Origin of the sequence: Micromonospora sp. NPDC006766 (assembly GCF_040636055.1) — a bacterium.
In the GTDB taxonomy this organism is placed as follows: domain Bacteria; phylum Actinomycetota; class Actinomycetes; order Mycobacteriales; family Micromonosporaceae; genus Micromonospora.
In genome coordinates this window covers 1-26,816 of record NZ_JBEYIX010000026.1, presented here as the reverse complement: position 1 = coordinate 26,816, position 26,816 = coordinate 1, and the positions used below count along the sequence as shown (strand labels likewise).

The window sequence follows — 26,816 nt, the reverse complement described above, 5'->3', positions numbered from 1 at the left end:
TCGTGACAGAACCCCGCCAGACCGGCGCCGACGTTCGCTCGCTCACCGACACCCTGATCGCCCACGCGCAGAGCGCCGGCGGCCAGCTCACGTCGGCCCAGCTCGCGCGCACCGTCGAGTCCGCTGAGGTGACCCCGGCCCAGGCCAAGAAGATCCTGCGTGCGCTCTCCGAGGCGGGGGTGACGGTGATCGTGGACGGCTCCGCCTCCACCCGCCGCCGGGTGGCCGCCGCCCGGTCCGCCACACCCGCCTCCCGGGCCACCACCGCCAAGACCACCAAGAAGGCCGCCCCGCCCGCGCCGAAGCAGGCGCCGGCCGCCGAGGAGGCCACGGCTCCCGCCCCGCGGAAGGCGACCGCGCGCAAGGCCGCCGGCACCACCGCCGAGGTGGCCGCCAAGGCCGCCGCCCCGGCGAAGGCCACCAAGACGACCCGGGCCACCAAGGCGACGGTGGCCGCGAAGGCCGCCGGGGCGAAGCCGACGAAGGCCGCTGGCAAGGGCGAGGGTCCCGAGGGCGACATCGACCCGGAGGAGCTGGCCGCCGAGATCGAGGACGTGGTCGTCGACGAGCCGGCCGAGCTGACCCAGGCCGCCGAGACCGACGCGGCCAACTCTGCCAACGACAACGACTTCGAGTGGGACGACGAGGAGTCCGAGGCGCTCAAGCAGGCGCGTCGTGACGCTGAGCTGACCGCGTCCGCCGACTCCGTCCGGGCCTACCTCAAGCAGATCGGCAAGGTGCCGCTGCTCAACGCGGAGCAGGAGGTCGAGCTCGCCAAGCGGATCGAGGCCGGCCTCTACGCCGCCGAGCGGCTGCGTGCCGCCGAGGAGGGCGAGGAAAAGCTCACCCGGGACATGCAGCGAGACCTGCTCTGGATCTCCCGAGACGGCGAGCGGGCCAAGAACCACCTGCTGGAGGCGAACCTTCGGCTGGTCGTCTCGCTGGCCAAGCGCTACACCGGTCGCGGCATGGCCTTCCTCGACCTGATCCAGGAGGGCAACCTCGGCCTGATCCGCGCGGTCGAGAAGTTCGACTACACCAAGGGCTACAAGTTCTCCACCTACGCCACCTGGTGGATCCGCCAGGCCATCACCCGCGCCATGGCCGACCAGGCCCGCACCATCCGCATCCCGGTGCACATGGTCGAGGTGATCAACAAGCTCGGCCGGATCCAGCGCGAGCTGCTCCAGGACCTGGGCCGCGAGCCCACCCCGGAGGAGCTGGCCAAGGAGATGGACATCACGCCCGAAAAGGTGCTGGAGATCCAGCAGTACGCCCGGGAGCCCATCTCGCTCGACCAGACCATCGGTGACGAGGGAGACAGCCAGCTCGGTGACTTCATCGAAGACTCGGAGGCCGTGGTCGCGGTCGACGCGGTCTCGTTCTCGCTGCTCCAGGACCAGCTCCAGCAGGTTCTCCAGACGCTCTCCGAGCGCGAGGCGGGCGTCGTACGCCTCCGCTTCGGCCTCACCGACGGTCAGCCCCGCACCCTGGACGAGATCGGCCAGGTGTACGGCGTGACCCGAGAGCGCATCCGGCAGATCGAATCCAAGACCATGTCCAAGTTGCGACACCCGTCGCGTTCGCAGGTGCTCCGCGACTACCTTGACTGACCGCACACGTCAACCAGACGTGTCGCTTTGATCACCAGCCGTAGAACATTCTCCGGCGATCGATCGACTGCCTGTCTGTGATCGTTGACGTGGCACCCTTGGTGCACGGCACACTGTCCTCCACGCCAGGTGTGACCTCGGTCCCTCGCGGGCACACAGGGAAGGCAGGGCCCGAGATGGGTGTTGCACGATAGGTGAGCAACGACCCAAGAGATTGTTCATCGGTGACGACCAGAGGAGGAAGGCGATGACCCCGACCCTCACGCCGCCGCCCGAGACGGTGAGCCCCCCGGCCGCCGATGAACGGTGCGACCGCTGCAATGCTGCCGGCAAGCTCCGGATTACTCTGGCGGGTGGGAGTGAGCTGGTGTTCTGTGGACACCACGCGAACAAGTACGCGGAGGATCTCGTCAAGATCACCGTGCGCTACGCGGCGGACCCCGAGTTCACCTGGCGTGGCGCGGACCTGATGGCGAACTGAGTCCGCAACTACCCAACCGTGACATAGCCGGCCGGAGGCCCCTGAAGGGTGCCTCCGGCCGGCTTCTCACATCCATTCCTGGCGCGCGCCGACTCACGCGTTCTCCGACCCGCGTGTTAATAGGGGCCCCTTCTCTACGCCAGGCGTCAAGAAGGGGCCCTTCCTTCCGTCTCAGAGGGTCTGGACGGTGGCGATGCGCTCCTCGAGCTGCTCGATGGTGGCCTGGGCGCTCGGCGGGCCCCCACAGATCCGACGCAGCTCGGCATGAATCTTGCCGTGCGGCTGTCCGGTGCGGTGGTGCCGGGCAGCCACCAACGCGTTCAGCTGCCGCCGGAGCGCCACCCGCCGCTGGGCGGCGCTCATCGGTGGCGGCACCGACGCCGGAGCCTCAGCGGCCGGCTCAGCGGCCCGCTGGGCGGCCCTGCGCCGCTGTGCGGCCAACTGATCGGCCTGCCGCTTGCTCAGCAGCATCGCGACCTGGTCGGCGGTGAGCAGCCCGGGTAGGCCGAGGTATTCCTCCTCCTCCGGGGTGCCGGCCTGGGCGGCGGTGCCGAACGACGCCCCATCGAAGATCACCTGGTCCAGCTCGGCGGTCGCGGACAGCGCCGCGAACCGCTGCTCCAGCTCGCCGCTGGCCTGGTCGTCCCGCTGGGCGCGCTCCAGCAGATCGTCGTCGAAGCCGTCGGAGTCCTTCGGTTTGCCGAGCACATGGTCCCGCTCGGCCTCCATCTCACTGGCCAGCCCGAGCAGGTGCGGCACGCTGGGCAGGAAGACCGAGGCGGTTTCCCCGGGCCGCCGCGCCCGGACGAACCGGCCGATCGCCTGCGCGAAGTACAGCGGTGTGCTGGCGCTGGTCGCATAGACGCCGACCGCGAGCCGGGGGATGTCGACCCCCTCGGAGACCATCCGCACCGCGACCAGCCAGCGCTGCTCCGACGCCCCGAACGTTGCGATCCGCCCGGACGCGCCCTGATCGTCGGAAAGCACCACCGCCGCCTTCTCGCCAGTCACCTGCTCGAGCAGCTTCGCGTACGAGCGGGCGGCCTGCTGGTCGCTGGCGATCACCAGGCCGCCCGCGTCGGGCATGCCGGCGTTGCGTAGCACGGTCAGTCGGGCGTCGGCGGCCCGCAGCACCTGCGGCATCCAGTCGCCAGCCGGGTCCAGGGCGGTCCGCCACGCCTGCGCGACGAGATCCTGGGTCATGGGTTCGCCCAGCCGCGCCGCCAACTCCTCGCCGGCGTTGGTGCGCCACCGGGTCTCCCCGGAGTACGCCAGGAAGAGCACTGGCCGGACCACGTTGTCGCGCAACGCGTCCGAGTAGCCGTAGACCGAGTCGGCGCGGGAACGCAGCAGCCCGTCACCGCCCCGCTCGTAGGTGACGAACGGGATCGGGTTGTCGTCGGAGCGGAACGGCGTGCCGGTGAGCATCAGTCGGCGTACCGCGGGTTCGAACGCCGCCTTGACACCGTCGCCCCAGGTACGGGAGTCGCCGGCGTGGTGGATCTCGTCGAGGATGACCAGCGTGCGCCGGGTCATGGTACGCCGCCGGTGCACCTGCGGCGCCATGCCGACCTGGGCGTACGTGACCACGGCGCCGTGGAAGTCGGCGGAGGAGTGCAGGTCGGCGTTGCGGAAGGCGGCGTCGAGCTGGATGCCGACCCGGGCGGCGGACTGCGCCCACTGGGTCTTGAGGTGCTCGGTCGGGGCGACCACGGTGACCGCCTCGACCGTGCCGTCGTTCAGCAACTCGGCGGCGATCCGCAGGGCGAAGGTGGTCTTGCCGGCGCCGGGCGTGGCGACCGCGGTGAAGTCGTCGCTACGGCGACGCAGGTAGTCCACCATCGCCTTGCGTTGCCAGGCCCGCAGGGGCGGGAACGTGTCGAGCGCCGGCAACCGCGGTGCCACCCGTAGCTCCTCTCCGCTTTCGAACGGCGGCGGGCGCAGCGGGTGCCGCCGCCCATGAAAAGGCCCTCGCGTATCCGTACCGCGAAGGCCGACTCAGCTTGACCTCCTCCACCCGCCTGAAGGCGGGGGATTCCTCCCCTCGCGGGGCGGATCTTCCTGCTTCATCGGCGAGTGCCCCCCGGGACGAACCCAGGCCGAGGTCTTACCTGGCCTCCACAGGCTTCACATCCCGCCAGCCCGGCGGTAGACCGGTCGAGTTTCCTCAACCGGCACCGCCGAGGCTATCACCGGTTTGCGTGCCCCTGCGTCAAGGTGGGTGGTACACGAGTATCCGCCTTAGCAGCGAATTCTCGGTCCCTTGCCCGGCTCCGCGGATAGCCAGTGGGAGCCCTTCTCGCCACTCGACGCCACGCTGGTCACATGCGCCGATTCCGCCGCCGCACGGCTCAGCTCTGCGGACCGCGGGTGCCGGTGCGGGGCGGACGCAGCGCGGCGACCGGCGCGGACCAGCGCCGCCGCAGCGCGACCAGCCGCACCGCGACGACAAGGACGACCGCGAGGGTCAACCCGCCCGTGTGCGCCTGTCCGTACGCCGACAGCAGCGCCACCAGGATCGATCCGGCGAGCGCCGCGAGCGCGTAGATCTCCCGGCGCAGCACCACCGGGATCTCCCCGGTGAGCAGGTCCCGGCCCAGGCCGCCGCCGATCGCGGTGAGCATGCCGATCATGCAGGCGCCGACCGGCGGGACGTGGGCGTCGAGGGCCTTGAGCGTGCCGGTGACGGTGAACAGGCCGAGACCGGCCGCGTCGAGCACCAGCACGGTGGTGCGCAGGCGGGCGAGCTGCGGATGCAGCCAGAAGACAGCGACGGCGGTCGCCGCCGCGGTGACCGCGTACCGCCAGTCGGCGAAGGCCAGCGGCGGGACCTCGCCGATGGCCAGGTCACGGAAGATCCCACCGCCGAGCGCGGCGACGACGCCGACGAAGACCACCCCGAAGAGGTCGAGCCGCTTGGCCACCGCCGCGGAGGCGCCGGAGGCGGCGAAGACCGCGACACCGGTGAGGTCGGCGACGAGCAGGGCGGTGGAGGTGGTCACCGGCGAAGGGTACGCGGGTGGGCGGCGGGGCCGCCCGGGGTCACTCGCGCCAGGAGTCGTAGATCTCCTTGCACTTCGGGCAGACCGGCGAACCCGGCTTGGCGGCCTTGGTCACCGGGAACGTCTCCCCGCACAGCGCGACGACGTACGTACCCATGACCGCACTCTCAGCGATCTTGTCCTTGCGGACGTAGTGGAACATCTCGGGACCGGTATCGGCGTCCTTCACCTCGGGACGCTCAAGAACCTGTGTGCTCACGTTTGCACCTCCGACCTTTTAGTTTTGCAGGTCCGCCGGAGCCGGTCCACCGGAGGCCGGCCGGCGACGGCCCGCAACGTGACGGACGTGACCAACTTTCACATCAGTCTCGGCATCGAGGTGGCCGATGCCCTGCGTGACGGGCGTCCAGTCGTCGCACTGGAGAGCACGTCGTCTCGCACGGCCTCCCCCGGTCGGACAAACTGCTGGTCGCCCGGCCCGGCCCGGCCGGGATCCGGTTCAGCGGTGGTGGTAATCCGGACACAGAGTGCAAGACCGCGGCGGGGGTCAGGGTTCGGCGTCGATGACCTTGTGGGGTTGCTCCTCGGCGGGGAGCGCCGCGGGTGAGGGCTCGTCACGGTGGCGGGGGTGGAGTTTGTTGGCTAGCCGGTGCTGCTCCTTCGGCGGACGATCATTGGCCAGCAGCACCGCCAACCACGGGATGAGCACCATCCCGACGCCACACAGCGGCAGCCAGAGCCAGAGCAGGGGTGCCTTCGCGCCGACCAGGATCGCACCGACCACCAGGCACGCGACCCGGATGCCCATCATCAGCACGTAGCGCTTCTGCCGGCTGTTGAGCTGGTCGTCCTGGCTGCGCGAGGCGTCGGTGATCAGGATCGGCTGGTACTCCTGACGCTTCACCACGGGCCTCCTCGAGGGGTTACGCCTCATCCTGACACCCGCGCCCGTTGATCGGCGAAATTCGCCGCAACCAGGGCGCCCGCTTCAGCTGCGCGTGGAAACCCGATTGCCCCTTGCTTCCCTACCAGGTTGATGACGTGGATGAATCACCGGGGCCGCCATGGCGCTCAGCTCGGCGGCGGGTGCTGCTCGGGGGCGGCGCGCGGGTTGCGTCAGGCCTTCGCGGCCTTCGCCTCCGCCTTCATCCGCTGCTTGTACTCCCGCACCCGGCGCAGCGACTCCGGATCGGTCACGTCGGCCACCGAGCGGTACGCCTCGGCGTCGCCGTAGCCGCCCGCAGCCTCCCGCCAGCCGTCCGGGGTGATGCCGAACCGCTTGCCGAGCAGGGCGACGAAGATCTGCGCCTTCTGCCGGCCGAAGCCGGGCAGCTCACCGACCCGGCGCAGCAGCTCGCGGCCATCGGTGACGTCGGACCAGAGCCCGGCCGCGTCGCCGTCGTACCGCTCGACCAGGACCCGGCACACCTCCTGGACGCGGGCCGCCATGGCCTTGGGGAACCGGTGCAGGGCCGGCGGCTGGGCGAAGAGCTCGACCAGGGCCTCCGGGGCGTACCCGGCCAGTTCCCGGGCGTCCGGCTCGTGGCCGAGCCGCTGGGTGAGGACGTACGGCGAGGAGAATGCCTTCTCCATCGGCACCTGCTGGTCGAGCACCATGCCGAGCAGCAGCGCCAGCGGGCTGCGCGCCAGCAACTCGTTGGCCTCGGCGGCGATGGGCAGGGAGAGCGTCATGCCTTCATCCTGCCGGTCCGGTCGCCGCCCGCCGCGCCGACTCCCCGTGCCGCGCGACGCGGCCCGGTGGAGGGGGTCCACCGGGCCGCGTGCGGTGCGGGTCGTCAGTTGACGACGAAGAGCAGCCGATTCGGCGAGCCGGTGCCGGCGCCGCTCACCACGCCGCTGGTGGCGTTGCTGGTGAGGTAGCTCTTCACCTGTGCCGGCGTGTACGACGGGTAGGTGCCGAGCACGAGCGCCGCCGCGCCGGCCACGTGCGGCGTGGCCATCGAGGTGCCGCTGATCGAGTTGGTGGCGCTGTCGCTGGTGTTCCAGTCCGACGTGATCGACGAGCCCGGCGCGAAGATGTCCAGGCAGGTGCCGTAGTTGGAGTACGAGGCACGGGCGTCGGTGCTGGTGGTGGCGCCGACGGTGATCGCGGTAGAGACCCGGGCCGGGGAGTTGTTGCAGGCGTTGGCGTTGTCGTTGCCGCCCGCGATGGCGTACGTCACGCCGGAGGCGATCGAGTTGGCCACCGCGTTGTCGAGGGTGGTGCTGACGCCGCCGCCGAGGCTCATGTTGGCCACGGCCGGCTTGACCGCGTTCGAGGTGACCCAGTTGACGCCGTTCACCACGCCGGTGGTGCTACCGCTGCCGGAGCAGTTGAGCACCTTGACCGCGATCAGGCGTACGCCCTTGGCCACGCCGTACTTCGTGCCGCCGACCGTGCCGGCGACGTGCGTACCGTGGCCGTTGCAGTCGGTGTTGTTGCTGTCCACGGTGTTGGTGCCCCAGCTCGCCCGGCCACCGAAGTCGCTGTGCGTGATCCGGATGCCGGTGTCGATGATGTACGCCCGCACGTTGCTGGCCGTGTTCGGGTAGGTGTAGGTGCTGTTCAACGGCAGGTTGCGCTGATCGATCCGGTCAATCCCCCACGTCGCGCCGGTCTGGGTGGCCTGGGTGGTGATCACCCGGTCCTGCTCGACGTACGCCACCGAGGGGTCGGCGGCGAGCCGACGGGCCTGGTTGGTGCTCATCTTCGCGCTGTAACCGGTCAGCGCGGAGCTCCAGACCGTGCCGACCGTGCCGCCGTAGCGCTTGGCGAGGCCGTTGGCGCGGCCCGGGACCGCCGTGCGGGCGCTGAGGCTGTTGGCGGAACCCACGACGTCGGTCTTGAGCACCACCAGGTAGCTGCCGCTGATGGCGTCGGGCGAGGAGGCGTAGCGGATGTCGCCGGTGGGGGCGGCGAGGGCGGGGGTCGAGACGGCGGCGGAAAGGGCAGCGGCGGTTGCCGCAACGGCGAGCGCGCGCAACGCACGCCGGGGCACGGACACGTGGGACATCGTCTGGCTCCCTACTGGGCACGCCCGGGCTCGTGGCCACCGGGCACCCCATCGGCGGATGTTGTGGGAGATGGTAGCCAGAGATCGAAGTTGATGAAAAGAGATCACAGCAAATGGATGAAGGTTGCGCTATGGAAGTCACGGGTGCCGGCCGATCGCCGGCCCTGGGAGGGCAGGATGGCGATGTGGATCGTCAAGACATGCTGCTCTCCCCCGCCGGCGTCGACGCGCTGCGGACCGCGCTGACCCGGGCGCGCTTCACCGCCAACGGCATCGCCGACCGGCTCGGTCCGCAGGCCACCGGTGGGGTGGCCCGCAACGACTTCCGCGCCGCACTGCGCGCCACCGAGGACCGCGACCCGCTCGCCACGCTGATCCGGGTCTTCATCTGCGACCAGACCGAGCCGGAGGCGACAGTTGCCGCCGCGCTCGCCCCGCTGACGGTCGAGGAGGCCGTCGACGGTGGAATCGTCGAACGGTACGCCGACGGGCTACGCGCCGGCGTCGACCTCGAGCCGTACGGCGACGAGTGGTGGGTGCTCGCCGACGTGCCGGCCAGCGCCCGGCCCGGAAAGCCGCTGCACAGCGAGCACGTGCTCGGCATCGGCGGGGCAACCCAGACCCTGATCGGCGCCGCCGTCCGCCGCCCGGTGCAGACCGCGCTGGACCTGGGCACCGGCTCCGGTGTCCAGGCCCTGCACCTGTCCACCCACGCCCGACGGGTGACCGCGACCGACGTCTCCGAACGGGCGCTGCGTTTCGCCGCCACCACCGCCGCGCTCAACGGACAGGACTGGGAGCTGCTCCGCGGCGACCTGGTCGCCCCGGTCGCCGGGCGCCGCTTCGACCTGGTGGTCAGCAACCCGCCGTTCGTGGTCGGCCCCGGCACCACCACGCACGTCTACCGGGACTCGGGCCGGGTCGGCGACGCGATCGGCGCCGAGCTGGCCGCCGCCGCCCCGCACCTGCTCACCGCAGGCGGCACGATGCAGTACCTGGCCAACTGGGTGCACGTCGCCGGCGAGGAGTGGGACGAGCGGGTGGCCGGCTGGTTCGCCGGCACCGGGCTGGACGCCTGGGTGATCCAGCGCGAGGTGGCCGACCCGATGGCGTACGTCAACCTGTGGCTGACCGATGTCGGGGAGACGGCCGACCCGCAGCGGATGGCGGCCTGGCTGGACTGGTTCGACGCGCACCGGGTGGAGGCGATCGGCTTCGGCATCGTCTCGCTGCGCCGCGCGGGCCACGACCAGCCCGTCGTCCGGGTGGAGGACCTGCGGCAGCGGGTGGAACCGCCGATGGGTGACCGGATCGCCGAGTGGTTCGACCGGCAGGACTGGCTGCGGGCCCGCGACACCGACGGGCTGCTGGCCGCGCGCTACCGGGCCGCCGAGGGGCTTCAGCTGCGGCAGGAGGCGACGATGGGCGACGAGGGCTGGGCGGTGGACCGGCAGGTCCTCGCCATGCCGCACGGGCTGCGCTGGACGGAGGAGATCGACCCGCTGGTGCTCACCCTGGTCGGCGGCGCGGACGGCCGACTGCCGCTGCGCGACCAGCTCGCCCTGCTCGCCGCCGCCCACGACGTCGCCCCGGACGAGCTGGCCGAGGCGGCCGGCCCGATCGTTGCCCACCTGGTCGAGCGGGGCATCGTCGAGCCGGTGGTGGACTGATGCGGGCGGTGGTGCAGACGGTCAGCCGGGCCAGCGTGACGGTCGACGACGAGGTGGTCGGCGAGATCGGGAACGGTCTGCTGGTGCTGCTCGGGGTGACCCACGCCGACACCCCGCAGGTGGCGGCCACCATGGCCCGCAAGATCCACGAGCTGCGCATCCTCGACGACGAGAAGAGCGCCGCCGACACCGGGGCGCCGATCCTGCTGGTCAGCCAGTTCACCCTCTACGGCGACGCCCGCAAGGGCCGCCGGCCGAGCTGGACCGCCGCCGCCCCCGCGGAGAAGGCCGAACCCCTGGTAACCGCCGTGGTGGAAGCCCTACGGCAACGCGGCGCGACGGTCGAGACCGGCCGCTTCCGCGCCCACATGCTGGTCGAAAGCATCAACGCAGGCCCCCGCACCCTCCTCCTGAACCTCTAACCCCCACCCCGCCCCCACCGGTTGATCATGAGGTTGGCGGTCGGTTTGATCTCCGTGGCCGCCGCCAACCTCATGATCAACCGGCCTGGGGGCGGAATGGGGTGGGGGTGGGGTGGGGGAGCCAGGTGGTTAGCTGGGCGGGCCAGTCGGTTTGGTCCACCGTGGCGTGGTCGACGGTGAAGCGGGCGAACACGTCGCGGCCCGTGAACCGGGCGGCCCGCCTGTCCAGCTCCAGCACCACGCGCATCCGGTCGGGGTCGGTCACGAAGATGACCTCCAACTGTTTGATCACGCGGGCGTACCGGGGCGACGGAAGGAACTCGATCTGCTGGTAGAACGGCAGCGTCTGGTGCACGCCGTAGAGGTGCCCGCGTTCGACGCCGGCCCGGGCACACCGGAAACCCAGCCGCAACAGCGCCGCCAGCAGCCGTTCCTGAGCGGGCAGCGGATGCACCGCCACCGGTACCAGGTCGGCCTGGTCGACCGCCCGGGCCACCTTCAGCTCGGCCCGCAGCCCCACCGTCACGCCACTCAGGCGTTGGCCGAACAGTTCGGTCAGCGGCATCTCCCAGGGCACCTCGACCCGGAATGGCACGTCGTACCGCTGCCCCGGGTCCAACCGGAACGTGCCCGCCACCTGCTGGTGACCGAATTCCTGCGTGGTGTCGTACGCCGAGTCGCCGCTCTCCACCTCGACCCAGGTGACCAGGCCGAGCGCGACGGAGGTCAGGTCTACCGACTGGTCCCCGGCGACGACCTGGATGTGGCCCTCCAGGTGGCCACCGGGGCGGCAATCGGGGCTGACGAGCACCGTCTCCACCGCCGGGCCGCCCACCCCCAACGCCTGCCTGAGCCGCTTGAAGACCATCTTGTCCCCCACTCCCCTGAGCTGGGCAAACCCGGCTGGCCACCGCTGGCACGGTAACCGGGTCCGACCGGCGACATCGGCTGTTCCGCACGTATTCCTGTCGGTTCCCCGATCGCCTCACTCCCGTTTCACGTCCCGACCGCCAAGCTTGTTCTTACCGGCACCGCTGGGGCACGCCACGGAGCCGGTACGCGGCACGAAGGACACGGGGAGAGAATGAAATGGCCCTTCAGATGATCGAACACCAGAACCGCCCGGCTACCACCATCGGCGCCGAGCTCGGCACCGCAGTTCCGACCGACCAGGACGCCATCCTGGCCGACCTGGACGCCACCGACGAGCGTGGTGTCTCCACCGATCTGGTCCGGGCGTATCTGAACGGCATCGGCCGCACCAAGCTGCTCACTGCCTCTCAGGAGGTCGAGCTGAGCAAGCGGATCGAGGCCGGCCTCTTCGCCGAGGAGAAGCTCTCCACCTGCACTCCGGTCTCCGCCGCGCTGCGTACCGACCTGGAGCTGATCGTGGCCGAGGGCCGCGCCGCCAAGGACCACCTGCTGGAGGCGAACCTGCGCCTGGTGGTGAGCATCGCGAAGCGCTACACCGGTCGCGGCATGGCCTTCCTCGACCTGATCCAGGAGGGCAACCTCGGCCTGATCCGCGCGGTCGAGAAGTTCGACTACACCAAGGGCTACAAGTTCTCCACCTACGCCACCTGGTGGATCCGCCAGGCCATCACCCGCGCCATGGCCGACCAGGCCCGCACCATCCGCATCCCCGTACACATGGTCGAGCAGGTCAACCGGATGGTCCGGGTCCGCCGCGAGCTGTCCGTCGCGCTGGGCCGCGAGCCCACCGTCGCCGAGGTGGCGCAGGCGCTGGCGGTCCCCGAGTTCCAGGTCATCGAGCTGATCTCGTACGACCGGGAGCCGGTGAGCCTGGACCAGGCGGTCGGCGACGACGGCGAGAGCGCGCTCGGTGACTTCGTCGCCGCGGTGGACCCACGGGAGGACCCGAGCGACGCCGCCGCCAACGGCGAGCTGCGCAACGAGGTACGCATCGTGCTGGCCACCCTCTCCCAGCGGGAGCAGGCGGTGATCCGGCTGCGGTTCGGCCTGGACGACGGCCGGCAGCGCACCCTCGACGAGGTGGGCCGGGAGTTCGGCCTGTCCCGGGAGCGGATCCGGCAGATCGAGAAGGTGACCCTGCTGAAGCTGCGCGCCCCGGAGCGGGCGAACCGCCTGGAGGCGTACGCCTGCTGAATCCACCCGGGTGTTAATAGGGGCCCCCTGCTATGCCGTAGGCGTTAACAAGGGGCCCCTGCTTACAGCCGGCGGGGGCCGGTGTCGGGGCGGGGCGTTTCGACGCCGGTGCGGACTCCTGCGTGCAGGACCGAGATACCGTCCGGGCGTGCCAGCACCGGGTTGAGGGTGAGCGAGCGGACCCGGGGCTGCTCGTCGGCGAGCCGCCCGACCCGCAGCAGCAGATCGATCAGGGCCGCCCGATCCACCGGCGCGGCACCCCGATGGCCGCGCAGCAGCGGCGCGGCCCGCGGCTCGTCGACCAGCTCGGCGGCGTCCCGGTCGGTCAACGGCACCGCCCGCCAGGCCCGGTCGCCGAGCAGCTCGGTCGCCACGCCGCCCAGGCCGAACCCGACCACCGGCCCGAACGCCGGATCCTCCACCAGCTCCACCACGCAGGCCACACCCGGCGGAACCATCGGCTGGATCAGCACGTCCGTGCCGAAGACCGGGGCCAGCTCGGCGTACGCCCGGCGCAGCGCGGCCGGGTCGGCCAGGTTGAGCCGGACCGCGCCGAGGTCGAGCCGGTGCCGCAGCCCGGGGGCGGCGGCCTTGAGGGCGACCGGCCAGCCAAGCCGCTCGGCCGCCACCACCGCCGCTTCGGCCGAACACGCCGGCGCCGACTCCACCATGTCGATCCCGTAAGCCCGCAGCAGCCCCGCCGGATCCGGGCGGTCGGCCCGCAACGCGGCCTGGCCGGCCGCCCGGTCCACCCGGCCCAGCTCGGGCAGCACGCCCGGCGGGCGGCGCAGCCAGTCGGCGTACGTGGTGACCCGGGCGAGCGCCCGCACCGCCTCCTCCACGCTCGGGTACGCCGGCACCCCGACGGGCACCCGGCCGGCGAGGAAGGTCGCCACCACCGGCTTGCCGACGGCCGCCGCGTCGGGCAGGGCAGCGGTGAAGTCGGCCTCCGAATCGGTGAGCTGGCCGGGCAGCGGCGGCGCGAAGACGGCCACCACGGCGTCCACCCGCTCGTCGGCGGCGGAAGCGGCGAGCGCGGCGGCGTACTCGACGGCGCCGGCCCGGGGGCCGACGTCGTGGGGAGAGCCGTCGGCGACGGTGAGGCCCTGGGCGGCGCAGGCGGTGGCCGCCAACCCGGTCAGCGCCGAGGAGTTGCCGACCACGGCGACCCGACGGCCGGCCGGCAGCGGCTGGTGGGCCAGGAGGACGCCCACGTCGAGCAGTTCGGCCACGGTGTCCACCCGGATCACCCCGGACTGGGCGAAGAGCGCGCTGACCGCCGCGGCGTCCAGCGCCGGCCCGGCGCCGAGCCCGGGCGGGCGGGCCAACGAGGCGAGCGCGACGATCGGCTTGCTCCGGCCGATCCGCCGGGCCAGCCGGGCGAACTTGCGCGGGTTGCCGAAGGTCTCCAGGTAGAGCGCGATGACGTCGGTGCCCGGGTCGTCCTGCCAATACTGCAGCAGGTCGTTGCCGGAGACGTCGGCCCGGTTGCCGGCGGAGACGAAGCTGGACAGGCCGAGCCCACGGCGGGACGCCTCGGCGAGCAGGGCCACCCCGAACGCGCCGGACTGGCTGAAGATGCCGACCCGGCCCGGGGCCGGCAGCACCGGGGCGAGGGTGGCGTTGAGGCGTACCGCCGGGTCGGTGTTGGCGATGCCCAGGCAGTTCGGGCCGATCACCCGCATGCCCGCCAGGTGGGCCGCCCGGACCAGGGCCCGCTGGACAGCCGCCCCCGCCGCCCCCGACTCGGCGAAGCCGGCCGAGATCACCGCCAGGCCGTGCGCGCCGGCCCGCGCGGCGTCGGCGACCACCTCGGGCACCGCCTCGGGTGCGACCGCCACCACCGCCAGGTCGACGTCGATCCCGGCGCCGGCCGCCGACGGGTACGCGGGCAGCCCGGCCACGATCGCCGCGCTCGGGTGCACCGGGACGATCGCGCCGGTGAACCCGCCGTCGCGCAGGTGCCCCAGCAGGGCCGCGCCGACGCCCTGCCCGGTGGTGCTGGCCCCGTACACGGCGATGCCGCGCGGGGCGAGCAGCCGGGCGATCGAGCGGGCCTCGGTGCGGTGCTCCCGACCGCGCTGCACCGCCAGGGTCGCCTCGGTGGGGGCGATCGGGAAGTTCAGGTGCACCACGCCGTCGGCGTACTGGCGTTGGACCTGGTAGCCGAAGTCGGAGAAGACCCGCAGCATCGCCCCGTTGGCCGGGAGCACCTCGGCGACGAAGTGCACGATGCCGAACCGGCGGGCCGCGTCGGCCAGGTGTTCCAGCAGCACCGAGCCGATCCCCCGGCCCTGGTAGGCGTCCTCCACCACGAAGGCCACCTCGGCCTCCGGGGAGCCGGGGCCGAGCCGCTCGTAGCGGCCGACGGCGACGATCCGGTCGCCGGCCAGCACCACGAACGCCTCCCGGTCCCGATGGTCGACGTTGACGAACCGCTGCAGGTCCCGCTCCGGGATGCGCGGGTACGGCGAGAAGTAGCGCAGGTACCGGGTGCGCTCGGAGAAGCGCGCGTGCATGGCCACGATCGCCGGGGCGTCGGCGGGACGGATCTGCCGCAGCTGGACGGTCGTGCCGTCGCTGAGCAGAACGTCCACCGGTTGCTCGACGGTGGTCACCGGTCGGTCCTCCCCTGCCGCCCGATCAGTCCCGGGGATCGTGCGGATCGAGCCCGAGCAGCGGGAACACCGCCCGGCGGGTGGCCGCGATCGCCCGGCCCACCGGATCCGGCTCGCCGCCCGGCTGCCACGGCTGGTACGACGGGTCGACGTCGTCGGTCATCCGCAGCGGCACCTCGTGGCCGGGCCGCCGACTGGCGGCCAACTCCCGCCAGGCGGGCGGGGTGAGCGTCACCGGCTCGATCGGCTCGCCGGTGGCCACGGCGAGCAGGTGCGTCCAGGCCCGGGGCACCACCTCGACCAGCGCGTATCCACCGCCACCGAGGGCCACCCAGCGGCCGTCACAGAGCTCGTCGGCGAGCGCCCGCAGCGCCAGATAAGTGGCCCGCTGCCCATCCACGGACAGGTGCAGGTCCGCGAGCGGGTCGAGCCGGTGGCCGTCCGCCCCGCACTGGGTGACCAGCAGTTGGGGCCGGAACGCCCGCAGCACCGACGGCACGACGGCGTGGAACGCGCGCTGCCAGCCGGCGTCGTCCACGCCCGGCGGCAGCGGAACGTTGACCGCGCTGCCCTCCGCGCCCGGCCCGCCGGTCTCGTCGGGGAACCCGGTGCCGGGGAAGAGCGCGAGCGGGGTCTCGTGCAGGCTGACCGTGAGCACCCGCGGGTCGTGGTAGAAGATCTCCTGCACGCCGTCGCCGTGGTGCACGTCCACGTCCACGTACGCGATCCGCTCCGCACCCAGATCGAGCAGGCGGGCGATGGCCACCGCGGGGTCGTTGTAGACGCAGAACCCGGCGGCCCGGGCCGGCATGGCGTGGTGCAGCCCGCCGGCCACGTTGACCGCGCGGCGAGCCTCCCCCCGCCACACCGCCTCGGCGGCGGCCGCGCTCGCCCCGGCGATGAGCGCGCTGGACTCGTGCATGCCGTCGAAGACGGGATTGTCCGAGGTGCCCAGCCCGAAGCCGGCGAAGAGCGGGTCCTGGGGCGCGGCCCGCACCGCGTCCAGGTAGCGCGGGTCGTGCACCCGGGCCAGCAGGCCGTCGTCGGCCGGCTCCGGCTTGACCAGCCGGACCCCGGGCCGGTCCAGCACGCCCAGCTCGCGGGCGAGCGCCATGGTCAGCTCGACCCGGACCGGGTCGAGTGGATGGTCACCCAGGTCGTAGGCGAGCAGGGCCTCGTCCCACACCACCACCGTGTCGTCGGCCATGGCGCCATGGTCGCACGCTCGCCGGCGCTCGCTCAGGCCATGCGCCGGTCAGTGGCCGGGCGTTCCGTCGGTGGCGACCGGACGGTCCGGGTCGGCCACCCAGTCGCTCCACGAGCCCACGTACAGGGCGGCGTCCGGGCGGCCGGCGAGGTGCAGCGCCAGGATCGCCTGCGCGGCGGTCACCCCCGAGCCGCAGTACGCCCCGACCGGCTCGTCCTCGGCGACCCCCGCGTCGGCGAACCGCCGGCGCAGCGCCTCGGCGGCGGGGAACCGTCCGTCGGTGACGTACTCCGGCGCGGGCAGGTTGACCGCGCCCGGCACGTGCCCGGCGACCGGGTCGATCGGCTCGGTCTCGCCCCGGAAGCGCGGGGCGGCCCGCACGTCGAGCAGCACCCCGGCGTCGGCGGCGGCCAGTCGGGCGGCCTCCCCCGCGTCGAGCACCGGCAGCTCACCCGGTGTGACGGTCACGTCCCCGGGCACCGGGGTGGGTGCCGAGGTGGAGACCGGCAGCCCGGCGGCGACCCAGGCGGGGAAGCCGCCGTGCAGCACCCGGACCGCCCGGTGGCCGGCCCAGCGCAGCGTCCACCAGGCCCGAGCGGCGGACATGCCGTCGCCGCCGTCGTACACCACCACGGGGTGACCGGTGCGGACCCCGGCGGCGCGCAGCGCGGCCTGCAGCGCGGCGGGGTCGGGCAGCGGATGCCGGCCGGCGGCGCCCGGCCGGCCGCACAGCTCGGTGTCCAGGTCGACGAAGACGGCGCCCGGCAGGTGACCGGCGACATAGTCGTCCCGGCCGGGCGACCCGGCGAGCCGCCAGCGGACGTCGAGCAGGGTGGGCGGGTCGGCGCGGTCGAGCTCGGCGGCGAGCTGGTCGGGCTCGATCAGCAGGTCAACGGTTCCGGACATGCGGTCTAGTCAACACCATCCGGGCAGCGACACCGCGATTCGGCGGCGGCCGGGTGTCGGGGGTCCGGGGTAGCATCGACCACCGGGAGGCCGTGACGTGAAGCATGACCTGGTCGATACGACCGAAATGTACCTGCGCACCATCCTCGAGCTGGAAGAGGAGGGGGTGCCGCCGCTGCGTGCCCGCATCGCGGAGCGGCTGCGGCAGAGCGGTCCCACCGTCAGCCAGACCGTCGCCCGGATGGAGCGCGACGGCCTGCTCACCGTCGAGGGTGATCGACACCTGTCGCTCACCCCGCGCGGGCGCGGCAACGCAGTCTCGGTCATGCGCAAGCATCGACTGGCCGAGCTGCTGCTGGTCAACGTGATCGGGATGCCCTACGAGGAGGCCCACGAGGAGGCCTGCCGGTGGGAGCACGTGATGAGCCACGCGGTAGAGAAGCGGGTCTACGAGCTGCTCAACCGCCCGACCCGCTCGCCGTACGGCAACCCGATCCCCGGCCTGGAAGAGCTGGGCGAGCCCGGGCAGCCCGAGACCGAGTCGGTGGAGGGCGAGCGCAACCTGGCATTCCCCGGCCTGTCCGGCCCGGTCGTGGTGCGGCGGATCTGTGAGAGCGTGCAGACCAACGCGGACGTGCTGCGGCAGCTGCACGCGGCGGGCGTCGACCCGGGCGCCACGGTGACCGTGGCGCAGGAGCGGGACGCCGTCTCCATCGACCGCTCCGGCGACCGCATCCGGCTGCCCCGCGAGGTGGCCTCCCGGGTGTTCGTCGCGGCCCACTGACCACCGGTCAGGGCCGCGCGCCGGCCCCGCCAGTCACAGCTGGCGGGTGTCCACCACCTTGGCCAGGTTGACCAGCTTGCCGGCAATCTTCTCGGCCTCCGCCGCGTCCGACCCGTGTGAACAGGTCCAGCGCAGGGTGGCCAGCCGGCCCTCGGTGGCGAGCCAGCCCACCTCGGCCACCGGGCCGGCCTTGCCGCTCTTGGGCAGGTGCTGCCGGTAGGCGATCTTCCCCAGCTTGTTGACCTTCGTGGCGCCCCTGGGCAGCACGTCCTGGGTGAAACCCGGCGCGTCGATGGACGTCTCGGTGACGCTGAGCGTCAACTCCGGCAGGAGAGCGGCCCCGGCGCGGAGCACGCAGGTGTGGGTGTCGCCCCGATCCACGGCGGCGGCCACGTCGAACCGCGTGCCGGTGTGCTCGGCGATCACCCCGAAGTCGAGCAGCCGGCAGGCGCCGCCCGACGACGCCGCGACCACCTCGACCGGCACCGGTGCCACCGTCGGCAACGCCACCGGCGGGGTCTCCGCTGAACAGCCGGCGGTCAGCAGTACGGCCGCAGCGGCGAGCCAGATCCGGGCGTCCACGCTCATCCCTCCACCCTCGACGGCGGGTCCCCCGCCGACCGTCCGTCGGACACCGTACGGGGTTGCCGGCGTGCGAGGGAAGTCATCACTCGTCCACGTACGGACAGTGCCGGCAACCTCGCCCGCAGCAGGTGCCCCGACGGGCCAGGAACCCGGCGGTGAGCACGAAGAGCCCGCTCTCCGGGTCGAGGTAGCCGGCCTCCCCCGCGGCCAGCGCCGCCGCATGGACGGCCAGGATCCGCTCCCGACCCGGATGCCCGAGCGACAACCGAGACGGATGCGGCTCGGTCAACGGCCGATCCGCCAGGGGTCGTCGCTCTCCACTCACCGTGCGAGTGTAAGGAGGGGCCCCTGCTAACGCCTCCGGCATAGCAGGGGCCCCTATTAACGCCCTCGCCCGAGGCGGGATCAGCCGTACCGGTGGAAGGCGGCATGGATGTCGGCGGTGGTGGCGCCGGCGGCCACCAGCAGCCGGAGCAGGACCTTCGCCTTGTACGGGTCGAGCAGGCCACCCCAGACCAGCCCCCGCCGGAGCAGGTCGGTCTCCGAGCCGACCGCCCCGTACGTGTGCCGCAGCACCGACCCGGCGCCGGTACGCGAGGCGAGCACCACCGGCATCCGCTCGGCCAGCGCGCCGAGCACCGGGGCGAAGGCCGGCGGCACGTGCCCCACCCCGAAGCCGGCCACCACCAGCCCGTCCAGGTTGCCGGCGAGCGCGTTTAGCAGCGCCACGTCGTCGTCGAGGGTGACGGTGTGCAGCGCCACCCGAGTGGCGGCGAGCCGGTCGGCGTCCACCGGCGGCAGCGGGGCGCGGCGGGGCGGCCGGGTGAGCAGGCGTACCTCTGCTTCGATCACGTGGCCGAGCGGGCCGGCGTTCGGCGAGGCGAAGGTGGCCGTACTGGTGCTGTGGGTCTTGCGGACGAAGCGGGCGGCGTGGATCTCGTCGTTGAACGCGACCAGCACGCCGAGGTCGCGCGCGGCCGGCGCGGCGGCGACCCGGGCGGCGGCGAGCAGGTTGGCCGGGCCGTCCGGGCCGGCGAGCGTGGGGTTGCGCATCGCGCCGGTGACCACCAGCGGCGCCGCGTGCGGCCAGACCAGGTCGGCCAGGAACGCCGTCTCCTCCAGGCTGTCGGTGCCCTGGGTGACCACCGCGCCGGTCGCCCCGGCGGCCACCGCCGCGCCGGCCGCGTCCACAAGATCGAGGACCTGCTGGTACGTCAGGGCGGCGCTCGGCACCGCCTGCACGTCATGGACGTCGAGCGGAATGTCGGCGAGCCCCGGTACGGCGGCGGTCAGCTCGGCCCCCGTGAGCCGGTTCACCACGCCCTGGCCCGTGGCCCCGGCCATGGCGATCGTCCCGCCGAGGGTGAACAGCGCGACGGTCACTGTTCCACGCTCCCGTCCGGTCGGGTGGCCAGCAGGAACGCCTGCGGTCCCTTCTCGGCGCCGATCGGCTCGCGGACCAGCGTGGCCTGCACGGTCAGCCCGGCCTCGACCAGCTGATCGGCGAGGCGGTCGGGCGGCAGCCAGTGCACGTCGTACGAGACGGTGTGGCCGTACGCCTGCTCAAGGCGGATCCGGCGGTCGCCGGCCTTGACCGCGAGCAGCAGGTGCCCACCGGGAGCGAGCACCCGGCGAAACTCGGCGAATACAACGGGCAGCGGCTCCGGTGGCAGGTGGATGATCGAGTACCAGGCGACGAGCCCGGCCAGCCCGGCATCGGGCAGCGCCAGCTCGGTCATCGAACCGACCTCGAAACGCAGCTCCGGGTACGCCCGGCGGGCCACACGTCGGGTATCAGCCGCGCGTAGTTTACAGCGACCGTGTCGTACGCGGCGCGGGTCTCGGTCAGCCAGGTCGGTTCGATCACGACGGTCGACCCTAGTCGCCGGTCACGCCCGTCGCGACCCGCACGCGAAGCGCGGCTAGGGCCAGCGGAGGCGGGCGATTTCCTGCTTGAACTGCTTCAGCGTGAACGTGCCACCCTCGGGTGGCTCCAGTCTCAGCGAGTAGGTCACCTCCCCGACCTCCCACCACACGGTCCATGATTTTCCCGCGGCACCGGTGATGGTGCCCTGACGCGAGCCGATCGGGGATGTCGTGACAGCGGCGGGTAGAACCACTCCGGCGGTAGGCTGGGCGCTCAGGAGCAGCACCGAGCCCCCAGGGCCGTTGTAGCCCTGATGCCAGCTCTGCTCGGTTGACATCCAATGTGACGAGAACGGGCTCCACCGCTTGTCCGAACCCAGGTCCGGCAGGTCACGCTCAAAGTAGATCGGCGGGGTCGAGCCGGTGGCGGCATCGCGGATCGGCCGGCCGTCGTGCGGCTGGGGCTGCGGCGGCGCGGCGACGGGAACCGCACGACCGCTGGCGGCGCAGTCCGTGGCGTCCACAATGCGAGCCTGCACCGCGATGACCACCCGGCCGGCGTCCTGCTCGGTGATCGTGGCCCGGGGTTGCCAAAGTTCCTTGCACCGAGCGTCGCCCGGGCCGCTGTACACCGTGATGTCGGTGCCGTTGCGGGCCACCATCGCTGATACCCAGGGCAGCGTGGCGGGCGCGTCCGGCGGTGCCGCCGCGGCTGCCGTGGATCGAGGTGCCGCCCGGTCGGCCTTTGGTTGGTAAAAAGTACAGCCGCTGGTGAGCGTCAGGACAACGGTGGCGGCCACCGCGACGCGAGCGCTGGCCCTGGCCTCGCGGATCCCGTAGTCATTGATCGCCATAGCCACCCTCACCGCTGGTCGTACGCGCCGGGTCGGATCGTACGTGATCTTTAGCTGCCCGGTGGCCCCCTCGGAGGCCCGGACGGAGACCGTGGTGAAGGGCTACGCGAACCAGGTGATGGCCTGACCGTGCCCACGGGTCCAGGCGAGCGGCTTTCCGTCGAGCGCGAGCACGTTGTGGTGCGCCTCGGCCGGCGGCTCCGGCAGCGCGTCGTAGCGCAGCACCTCCTGGTCCTCGTTCGCGATCCAGTGGCCGGGCAGCCCGCGTACCACCTCGGCGAACGCGGCGCGGCGCGGCGATGGCACCAGATAGAGCACCGAGGTGTGGAACACCACCAGGGTTGCGCCGGCCGGTGCCCGCGCGGCCAGCGCCGGCAGGTCGTCGACCACGTCGCCCCGGACCAGCAGCGGCGGGTCAGCCGCCGCGACCGCCGCCGCCGCCCGCAACCGGGTACGACGGTGCGCGTGCTCGGGCCAGATGAGCGCGTCCAGCCAGGCGAGGTCCGCCGGGTCGGTCACGTCGAGCGGGTTCAAATTCAGGCCGGCCTGCCACACCACCTCGGGCCGGCGATTCGGCAGCGGTGCCCCGGCGGCCACGCAGTCGAGGACCGGCTCGCCGGTGCCGAGCAGGTGCTCGCCGTACCGGTAGGCGTACCGGTCGGGGTAGAGGCACAGGCCCGCGGACGCGCCGACCTCCAGCAGCGCGAGCGGCTGCGGCAGCGCGGCCAGCACCGGCAGGAGCACGGCGCACCGGCCGGGCTCGTTGGTCTGGGTCGACCGGGTACGCATCTCCGCCGCGATCGCCGGCCAGTTCGCCAGGGTGTAGGCACGGAAGGCGGCCGGGTCCTCGACCGGGCCGCCGAGGAGGCGGACCACGCCGAACAGCAGGTTCGGCTGCCGCTTGGCCGGAGGGAGCGCCTCGATCAGGGCGAGCAGTTCGTCGTCGGCGGACACCGCCAGGGCCAGCCGCTCGTACGCGGGTGACACCCCGTGCGCCTCACGGGCGCCGAACCTCGCATAGCTGGCCGCAGTCGTCATCGATCAAAATCCTTTCGTGCCCGGGCGACGGTCCGACGGGCGTCGCGCCAGGCGATCAGGGCGGCGCGGAGCCGGGGCGAGGAGACGCTCTCCCCTCGGCGTCTGGCGGCGAGTTGATCGATCAGCCAGGCCGGCGCGTCGGCCTGCCGGATGGCTTCGGTCTTGGTGAGCAGAGCACCGTTGCGCAACGCGTGGCGGCCCCGGGCCATCGAGGTGAGACCGAGATCCGCGATCGTGGGATTCAGCCACAGCCATGGCCTCCGGGCGGCCCAGGCCCAGTAGCCGGTGAGCTCAGCGTGGGCCGCGGCGCGTACGTCGTCGGCGCTCATCGGCGGGAAGACGTCGCGGGGCTCGGGGCCGAAGATCGCGTACCCGTGGCGCACCAGCTCGGCCCGGGTGATCCCGGAGAGGATGCGCTGGACGAGCTGCCCGTGGGTCCAGGTCGGATGCCGCACCTGAACGGCGTCAATCGCCGTGGTGTCGACGTAGACGCAGCCGAGGTTCAGACCCGCGCCGGTGCCGGCGTCGAGGCGACGGTGCAGAGCTGCGAGCGTGGCCTGCCGGGCCGCGTCGACCGGGCCGTCGACCAGCGCGACCAGGTCGAGATCGCTGACGCCGGGAAGGTAGTCGCCGGTCGCCAACGATCCCGCGACGAGAAGCCCGTCGACCCAGCCGAGCGCCACGAGTTCCCTACCGAACTCCTCGACGACTGGCGGCGAGATCACCATGACCGCAGTCTATGAACCTTGCGCGCTTTCGCCTGCCTCGTGTTGATGTGAGCATCGACATCATTCGCTGCCCTTGCTCGGTGGGCGAGACCTGCGTCGCCGCGAGATCTCCTCGAGGTGCTGGCTCTGATGCTGGCGGACCATCGCGTCCCCAGACTCCCTGGTCGAAGTCTGGGTCGGGAGGGATCCACTTGTGCGAGCCGTCGCTGTAGTGGAACCTTTCGTCGCCCCGCCGGATCACGCTCACCGGATCCACCCCAGGAACCGCCGGTGCAGCAGGCCGGCCGGCAGCCAGGTCAGGTCCTCGGCGGCCGACACGAAATAGGACCCCATGTAGATGGCCAGCGACACCCGCGCGCCTTCGAACTCGGCCCGCAGCTCCTTGCGTCGGGTCTCACAGGGCCACGGCGCTCCGCAGCCGCCGCAGCTCCACACGGGCAGAACGGGACCGTGCGTCGTCACGGCAGGCCGTCCACCGACAGGATCTGGTTGACATGGGGCTCGGTCATCAGCCGATGGTCAACCCGACGATCCAGCGGCGGCGGCTCGGGCTCGCGCTCAAGCGTGCCCGCGAGAGTGCCGGCAAGACTCAGGACGAGGCTGCCGCCGTCATCGATGCCGCAGCGAGCAAGATCAGTCGCCTCGAACTCGGGCAGTCAGGCATCAAGCTGACAGACCTGGACCTACTGCTCGACCTGTACGGCATCAGGCGCGAGGACGCTGAACCGTTGCGGGAACTCGCCCGGGCCGGACGCCAACGCGGCCGATGGAGCACATACCGTAATGCGGTGCCCGACTGGTTCCGCCAGTACCTCGACTTGGAGGGCGACGCCTCCGAGATCCGCTGGTACCAGCCCGAGGTAATCCCCGGCATCCTCCAGATCGAGCCCTACATCCGCGCCATGAATGCCACCACACATCCGCGGCTGTCCCCTGAGGACGCAGACCGGCAGGTCGCCGTGCGCCTGGAGCGACAGGCAATCCTTCAGCAGGACGGCGGGCCCGACGTCAACTTCATCCTCAGCGAATCGGCGTTGCGCCGAAGCATCGGAGACGCAGCGACGATGCGCAGTCAGCTGCTTCACCTCGCGACCGGCCGGACTCCGTGCGGGCCTACACTCGGCTGTGGGACCGACTCCGAGCTGCCGCTCTCGGGCCGGTAGAGTCGCGCAAGCTCATCCTGCGGATGGCGGACGACATGAAGCGGTAACAGACCTGGGGGTGGTCATGGAGGCCTCGGATCGCCTGGTCTGGCGCAAGTCCAGCCGCAGCGACAACAACGGCGGCGCCTGCGTCGAGGTGACCGTCCTAGACGAGAGCATCCTGATCCGCGACAGCAAGGACCGCTCGGGGCCGACCCTTCGCTTCGACGGCCGGGCCTGGTCGATCTTCCTCGCTGAGATGAAGGATTAGCTGGCGAGGCTGCGCAACTGGCCTCCCGCGACGCTTCGCTTCGAGGGCCAGGTGTCCTTTGTCTCGGGCGCTACAGAACTGATGTCGTAAACGATTCATCGACCTCGTCGACGGGGGTTGAGTCGTCTGCGACATCAGGTCGGTAGCGTGCGAACCACTGTCGGTCAGACCCACCGCCCCGGGCGGGATGACTAAACAAGGACGCGAAGGCCGGAGATCACCGGGGTGACGGGTCGCTCCTCAGCCGGCTGTACAGGTAGCCGTCACACCATCGGCCGTCCCGGAATTCACAGGCTCGCACCACGCCCTCCAACTGGAATCCGGCCTTCACGAGGGATCTCTGTTCGGCGATGTTCTCGGGGTGGGTGCCCGCCTGGATGCGTTGCAGCGGCGTGTGGGTGAACAGGTAGTCGCACAGCATCGCCTGTGCCCGCCACCCGATCCCGTGCCCGCGCCACTCCGGCAGCAGCGCGGTCCCAATCTCCCAGTGCTTCGTAAAGCCGCCGAAGTCCCGAAGTGCCCAACTGACAAACCCGGCCGCGCCGGCATAGCGCCGCGCCGGCTCCTGCGGGTCTTTGAAGCCAGTCCAGTCCAGACCGATGAGCCCCGGCTCCGTCGCGAATCGGCGGAACATGGCCAGATCCTCTTCAACGACCGGCCGGAGCCGGATCGAGTGTTCAGCCATGTCATCGCTCCGTTCGCCAGCACCCCGCAAACGCCATCTCCCGCGGTAACGCCGCGAGCGCGGCAGGAAGCCCTGCCGCGCTCGCGAGACGGGTGAAGCGTCAGCTACAGCCGCTGGTGGAGCCGCAGCCCTCGCAGACGTAGCAGCTACCGGCGGGCCGCATCTTCGTACCGCAGGTGAAGCAGAGCGGCGCGTCGGCGGCCTTGCCGATCACGGCCTCCAGCAGCTCGGTGCTGGAGCCCACCGACGGCGCCGGCTTGACTGCGGCGACGTCCGCGACCTCCTGCTTCGGCTGGACGACCGCCTTCGGCTCGGGCGTGGCGACCGGGGCGGAGGCGGCCATCGCGGTGAGGTCCGCACCGCTCGCCTCTGCCTCCGCCTCGGCCGCGAGCTGGGCGGCCCGCTCCTTGGCGGTGAAGATGCCCAGCTCCGCCCGGCGCTCGTACGGCAGGAAGTCCAGGGCCAGGCGACGGAAGATGTAGTCCATCACCGAGGCCGCCATCCGCACGTCCGGGTCGTCGGTCATGCCGGCCGGCTCGAAGCGCATGTTGGTGAACTTGCTGACGTACGTCTCCAGCGGGACGCCGTACTGGAGACCGATGGAGATGGCCACCGAGAAGGCGTCCATCACGCCGGCCAGGGTCGAGCCCTGCTTCGACATCTTGAGGAAGACCTCGCCGAGGCCGTCGTCCGGGTACGACGAGGCGGTGAGGTAGCCCTCGGCGCCGCCGACCGAGAAGGAGATCGTCTCCGAGGGGCGCTTCTTCGGCAGGCGCTTACGCACCGGCCGGTACTCGACGACCTTCTCGACGACCTTCTCCACCTCGGCGGCCGGGGCCGGCTCCACCGCCTTGTTCGGCTTGGCCACGGACAGCGGCTGGCCGACCTTGCAGTTGTCCCGGTAGATCGCCAGGGCCTTGAGGCCGAGCTTCCAGCCCTCGAAGTAGATCTTCTCGACGTCCTCGACGGTCGCCTGCTCCGGCATGTTGACCGTCTTGGAGATCGCGCCGGAGATGAACGGCTGGACGGCCGCCATCATCCGCACGTGACCCATCGGCGCGATGGACCGCTCGCCCATGGCGCAGTCGAAGACCGAGTAGTGCTCCGGCTTGAGGCCGGGGGCATCGACCACGTGGCCGTGGTCGGCGATGTGCTCGACGATCGCCTCGACCTGCTCCTCGGGGTAGCCGAGGCTACGCAGGGCGCGCGGCACGGTCTGGTTGACGATCTGCATCGAGCCGCCGCCGACCAGCTTCTTGAACTTGACCAGGGCCAGGTCCGGCTCGACACCGGTGGTGTCGCAGTCCATCATCAGGCCGATGGTGCCGGTGGGCGCGAGCACGCTGGCCTGGGAGTTGCGCCAGCCGAACTTGTCGCCGACCTTGTTGCCGAGGGTCCACTGCTTGGTGGCTTCCCGCTGGATGGCGGTGGCCACGGTGCCGGTCGGCTTGATCGCGTCGTTGGCCGCGGCGTGCTTGCGCATAACCCGCTTGTGCGGCTCGGCGTTGCGGGCGTAGCCGTCGTACGCGCCGACGATGCCGGCCAGCTCGGCCGAGCGGCGGTACGCCGTGCCGGTCATCAGCGAGGTAATCGCTGCGGCGACCTCCCTGCCCTGCTCCGAGTCGTACGGCAGGCCGGAGGCCATCAGCAGCGCGCCCAGGTTGGCGTACCCGATGCCGAGCTGCCGGTAGGCGCGGGTGGTCTCGCCGATCTTGGGCGTCGGAAAGTCGGCGAAGCAGATCGAGATGTCCATCGCGGTGATGACGAACTCGACCGACTTGACGAACTTTTCCACCTCGAAGC

28 protein-coding genes and 1 pseudogene are annotated in these 26,816 nt (G+C 71.8%); 9 read left to right on the top strand and 20 right to left on the bottom strand.

Annotated elements, in window-relative coordinates; genetic code table 11:
- The first annotated feature begins 2 nt into the window (after window positions 1-2).
- On the top strand, window positions 3-1,613 hold the full coding sequence (locus tag ABZ671_RS20790; protein WP_357860383.1) for an RNA polymerase sigma factor: 1,611 nt from the start codon (window positions 3-5) through the stop codon (window positions 1,611-1,613).
- 247 nt (window positions 1,614-1,860) lie between these two features.
- Window positions 1,861-2,094, top strand: a complete 234-nt coding sequence (locus ABZ671_RS20785) for a hypothetical protein (RefSeq protein WP_357860380.1) — start codon at window positions 1,861-1,863, stop codon at window positions 2,092-2,094.
- A gap of 171 nt (window positions 2,095-2,265) precedes the next feature.
- On the opposite strand, the gene ABZ671_RS20780 is transcribed toward ABZ671_RS20785, so the two are convergent.
- The 3 genes from ABZ671_RS20780 to ABZ671_RS20770 form a co-directional block, all read right to left on the bottom strand.
- The gene (locus ABZ671_RS20780) at window positions 2,266-3,999 is read right to left on the bottom strand and encodes a DEAD/DEAH box helicase (protein WP_357860377.1); all 1,734 of its coding nucleotides are present in this window, start codon (window positions 3,997-3,999) and stop codon (window positions 2,266-2,268) included.
- 446 nt (window positions 4,000-4,445) lie between these two features.
- Entirely contained in the window at window positions 4,446-5,096 is a 651-nt protein-coding gene (locus ABZ671_RS20775) for a TRIC cation channel family protein (protein WP_357860374.1), read from the bottom strand.
- A 40-nt stretch (window positions 5,097-5,136) separates the two neighbouring features.
- Window positions 5,137-5,355 carry a DUF3039 domain-containing protein gene (locus ABZ671_RS20770; RefSeq protein WP_357543644.1) on the bottom strand — a complete coding sequence of 73 codons (219 nt, stop codon included), beginning with the start codon at window positions 5,353-5,355 and terminating at the stop codon, window positions 5,137-5,139.
- Window positions 5,356-5,442: 87 nt separating this feature from the next.
- Between ABZ671_RS20770 and ABZ671_RS20765 the strand changes: the two are divergent.
- Window positions 5,443-5,573: pseudogene (locus ABZ671_RS20765) on the top strand (pseudouridine-5'-phosphate glycosidase); the annotation flags it as partial.
- Window positions 5,574-5,643: 70 nt separating this feature from the next.
- On the opposite strand, the gene ABZ671_RS20760 reads toward ABZ671_RS20765, so the two are convergent.
- The 3 genes from ABZ671_RS20760 to ABZ671_RS20750 all read right to left on the bottom strand — a co-directional run bounded on the left by ABZ671_RS20760 (window position 5,644) and on the right by ABZ671_RS20750 (window position 8,110).
- A complete protein-coding gene (locus tag ABZ671_RS20760; protein ID WP_357860371.1) occupies window positions 5,644-6,000 on the bottom strand; it encodes a DUF3099 domain-containing protein in 357 nt (118 codons plus the stop codon).
- A 212-nt stretch (window positions 6,001-6,212) separates the two neighbouring features.
- Window positions 6,213-6,788 (bottom strand): HhH-GPD-type base excision DNA repair protein, encoded by a 576-nt coding sequence (locus ABZ671_RS20755; RefSeq protein WP_357860368.1) that lies wholly within the window; start codon window positions 6,786-6,788, stop codon window positions 6,213-6,215.
- Window positions 6,789-6,892: 104 nt separating this feature from the next.
- Window positions 6,893-8,110 (bottom strand): S8 family serine peptidase, encoded by a 1,218-nt coding sequence (locus tag ABZ671_RS20750; RefSeq protein WP_357860365.1) that lies wholly within the window; start codon window positions 8,108-8,110, stop codon window positions 6,893-6,895.
- Between the two features lie 185 nt (window positions 8,111-8,295).
- On the opposite strand from ABZ671_RS20750, the gene ABZ671_RS20745 reads away from it, so the two are divergent.
- Complete coding sequence (locus ABZ671_RS20745; RefSeq protein ID WP_357860362.1) at window positions 8,296-9,780, top strand: methyltransferase; 1,485 nt, start codon at window positions 8,296-8,298, stop codon at window positions 9,778-9,780.
- Window positions 9,780-10,202: a D-aminoacyl-tRNA deacylase gene (dtd, locus tag ABZ671_RS20740; protein WP_357860359.1), complete on the top strand. Its 423-nt coding sequence runs from the start codon at window positions 9,780-9,782 to the stop codon at window positions 10,200-10,202. The genes ABZ671_RS20745 and dtd overlap by 1 nt, the downstream gene beginning before the upstream one ends.
- Window positions 10,203-10,278: 76 nt before the next feature.
- Here dtd and ABZ671_RS20735 read toward each other — a convergent pair whose 3' ends face one another.
- Complete coding sequence (locus ABZ671_RS20735) at window positions 10,279-11,070, bottom strand: sporulation protein (RefSeq protein ID WP_357860356.1); 792 nt, start codon at window positions 11,068-11,070, stop codon at window positions 10,279-10,281.
- Between the two features lie 221 nt (window positions 11,071-11,291).
- Between ABZ671_RS20735 and sigB the strand changes: the two genes are divergently transcribed.
- The gene (gene sigB / locus ABZ671_RS20730; RefSeq protein ID WP_357860353.1) at window positions 11,292-12,329 is read left to right on the top strand and encodes an RNA polymerase sigma factor SigB; all 1,038 of its coding nucleotides are present in this window, start codon (window positions 11,292-11,294) and stop codon (window positions 12,327-12,329) included.
- Between the two features lie 62 nt (window positions 12,330-12,391).
- Here sigB and ABZ671_RS20725 read toward each other — a convergent pair whose 3' ends face one another.
- The 3 genes from ABZ671_RS20725 to ABZ671_RS20715 are packed head-to-tail and all read right to left on the bottom strand — an operon-like array spanning window position 12,392 to window position 17,060.
- Window positions 12,392-14,947: a GNAT family N-acetyltransferase gene (locus tag ABZ671_RS20725; RefSeq protein ID WP_357860351.1), complete on the bottom strand. Its 2,556-nt coding sequence runs from the start codon at window positions 14,945-14,947 to the stop codon at window positions 12,392-12,394.
- 25 nt (window positions 14,948-14,972) lie between these two features.
- A complete protein-coding gene (locus ABZ671_RS20720; protein ID WP_357860348.1) occupies window positions 14,973-16,154 on the bottom strand; it encodes an acetoin utilization protein AcuC in 1,182 nt (393 codons plus the stop codon).
- Window positions 16,155-16,202: 48 nt separating this feature from the next.
- Window positions 16,203-17,060: a sulfurtransferase gene (locus ABZ671_RS20715; RefSeq protein WP_357860345.1), complete on the bottom strand. Its 858-nt coding sequence runs from the start codon at window positions 17,058-17,060 to the stop codon at window positions 16,203-16,205.
- A gap of 97 nt (window positions 17,061-17,157) precedes the next feature.
- Between ABZ671_RS20715 and ABZ671_RS20710 the strand changes: the two genes are divergently transcribed.
- Window positions 17,158-17,844 carry a metal-dependent transcriptional regulator gene (locus ABZ671_RS20710; protein ID WP_357860343.1) on the top strand — a complete coding sequence of 229 codons (687 nt, stop codon included), beginning with the start codon at window positions 17,158-17,160 and terminating at the stop codon, window positions 17,842-17,844.
- 33 nt (window positions 17,845-17,877) lie between these two features.
- Here ABZ671_RS20710 and ABZ671_RS20705 read toward each other — a convergent pair whose 3' ends face one another.
- The 8 genes from ABZ671_RS20705 to ABZ671_RS20670 form a co-directional block, all read right to left on the bottom strand.
- Window positions 17,878-18,432, bottom strand: coding sequence for a hypothetical protein (locus ABZ671_RS20705; protein WP_357860340.1), 555 nt, complete (start codon window positions 18,430-18,432; stop codon window positions 17,878-17,880).
- Between the two features lie 79 nt (window positions 18,433-18,511).
- Complete coding sequence (locus ABZ671_RS20700) at window positions 18,512-18,754, bottom strand: DUF5522 domain-containing protein (RefSeq protein WP_357860336.1); 243 nt, start codon at window positions 18,752-18,754, stop codon at window positions 18,512-18,514.
- An 80-nt stretch (window positions 18,755-18,834) separates the two neighbouring features.
- Window positions 18,835-19,812: an asparaginase gene (locus ABZ671_RS20695; RefSeq protein ID WP_357860333.1), complete on the bottom strand. Its 978-nt coding sequence runs from the start codon at window positions 19,810-19,812 to the stop codon at window positions 18,835-18,837.
- Complete coding sequence (locus tag ABZ671_RS20690) at window positions 19,809-20,168, bottom strand: class I SAM-dependent methyltransferase (RefSeq protein WP_357860330.1); 360 nt, start codon at window positions 20,166-20,168, stop codon at window positions 19,809-19,811. The genes ABZ671_RS20695 and ABZ671_RS20690 overlap by 4 nt, the downstream gene beginning before the upstream one ends.
- A 183-nt stretch (window positions 20,169-20,351) precedes the next feature.
- Window positions 20,352-21,149, bottom strand: a complete 798-nt coding sequence (locus tag ABZ671_RS20685) for a hypothetical protein (RefSeq protein ID WP_357860327.1) — start codon at window positions 21,147-21,149, stop codon at window positions 20,352-20,354.
- A 102-nt stretch (window positions 21,150-21,251) separates the two neighbouring features.
- Window positions 21,252-22,187: a DUF2332 domain-containing protein gene (locus tag ABZ671_RS20680; RefSeq protein WP_357860324.1), complete on the bottom strand. Its 936-nt coding sequence runs from the start codon at window positions 22,185-22,187 to the stop codon at window positions 21,252-21,254.
- Window positions 22,184-22,915 carry a nucleotidyltransferase domain-containing protein gene (locus ABZ671_RS20675; RefSeq protein ID WP_357860322.1) on the bottom strand — a complete coding sequence of 244 codons (732 nt, stop codon included), beginning with the start codon at window positions 22,913-22,915 and terminating at the stop codon, window positions 22,184-22,186. Before ABZ671_RS20675 ends, ABZ671_RS20680 begins: the two co-directional genes overlap by 4 nt.
- 243 nt (window positions 22,916-23,158) lie before the next feature.
- Window positions 23,159-23,377, bottom strand: coding sequence for a hypothetical protein (locus ABZ671_RS20670; RefSeq protein WP_357860319.1), 219 nt, complete (start codon window positions 23,375-23,377; stop codon window positions 23,159-23,161).
- Window positions 23,378-23,409: 32 nt separating this feature from the next.
- Here ABZ671_RS20670 and ABZ671_RS20665 point away from each other — a divergent pair, with 32 nt between their 5' ends.
- Window positions 23,410-24,078 (top strand): DUF5753 domain-containing protein, encoded by a 669-nt coding sequence (locus ABZ671_RS20665; protein ID WP_357860316.1) that lies wholly within the window; start codon window positions 23,410-23,412, stop codon window positions 24,076-24,078.
- A gap of 64 nt (window positions 24,079-24,142) precedes the next feature.
- The gene (locus tag ABZ671_RS20660; RefSeq protein ID WP_357860313.1) at window positions 24,143-24,328 is read left to right on the top strand and encodes a DUF397 domain-containing protein; all 186 of its coding nucleotides are present in this window, start codon (window positions 24,143-24,145) and stop codon (window positions 24,326-24,328) included.
- A gap of 217 nt (window positions 24,329-24,545) precedes the next feature.
- Here ABZ671_RS20660 and ABZ671_RS20655 read toward each other — a convergent pair whose 3' ends face one another.
- Window positions 24,546-25,013 carry a GNAT family protein gene (locus ABZ671_RS20655; RefSeq protein WP_357860310.1) on the bottom strand — a complete coding sequence of 156 codons (468 nt, stop codon included), beginning with the start codon at window positions 25,011-25,013 and terminating at the stop codon, window positions 24,546-24,548.
- 100 nt (window positions 25,014-25,113) lie between these two features.
- On the bottom strand, window positions 25,114-26,816 hold a 1,703-nt coding region (locus ABZ671_RS20650; protein ID WP_357860307.1), incomplete at its 5' end, for a vitamin B12-dependent ribonucleotide reductase.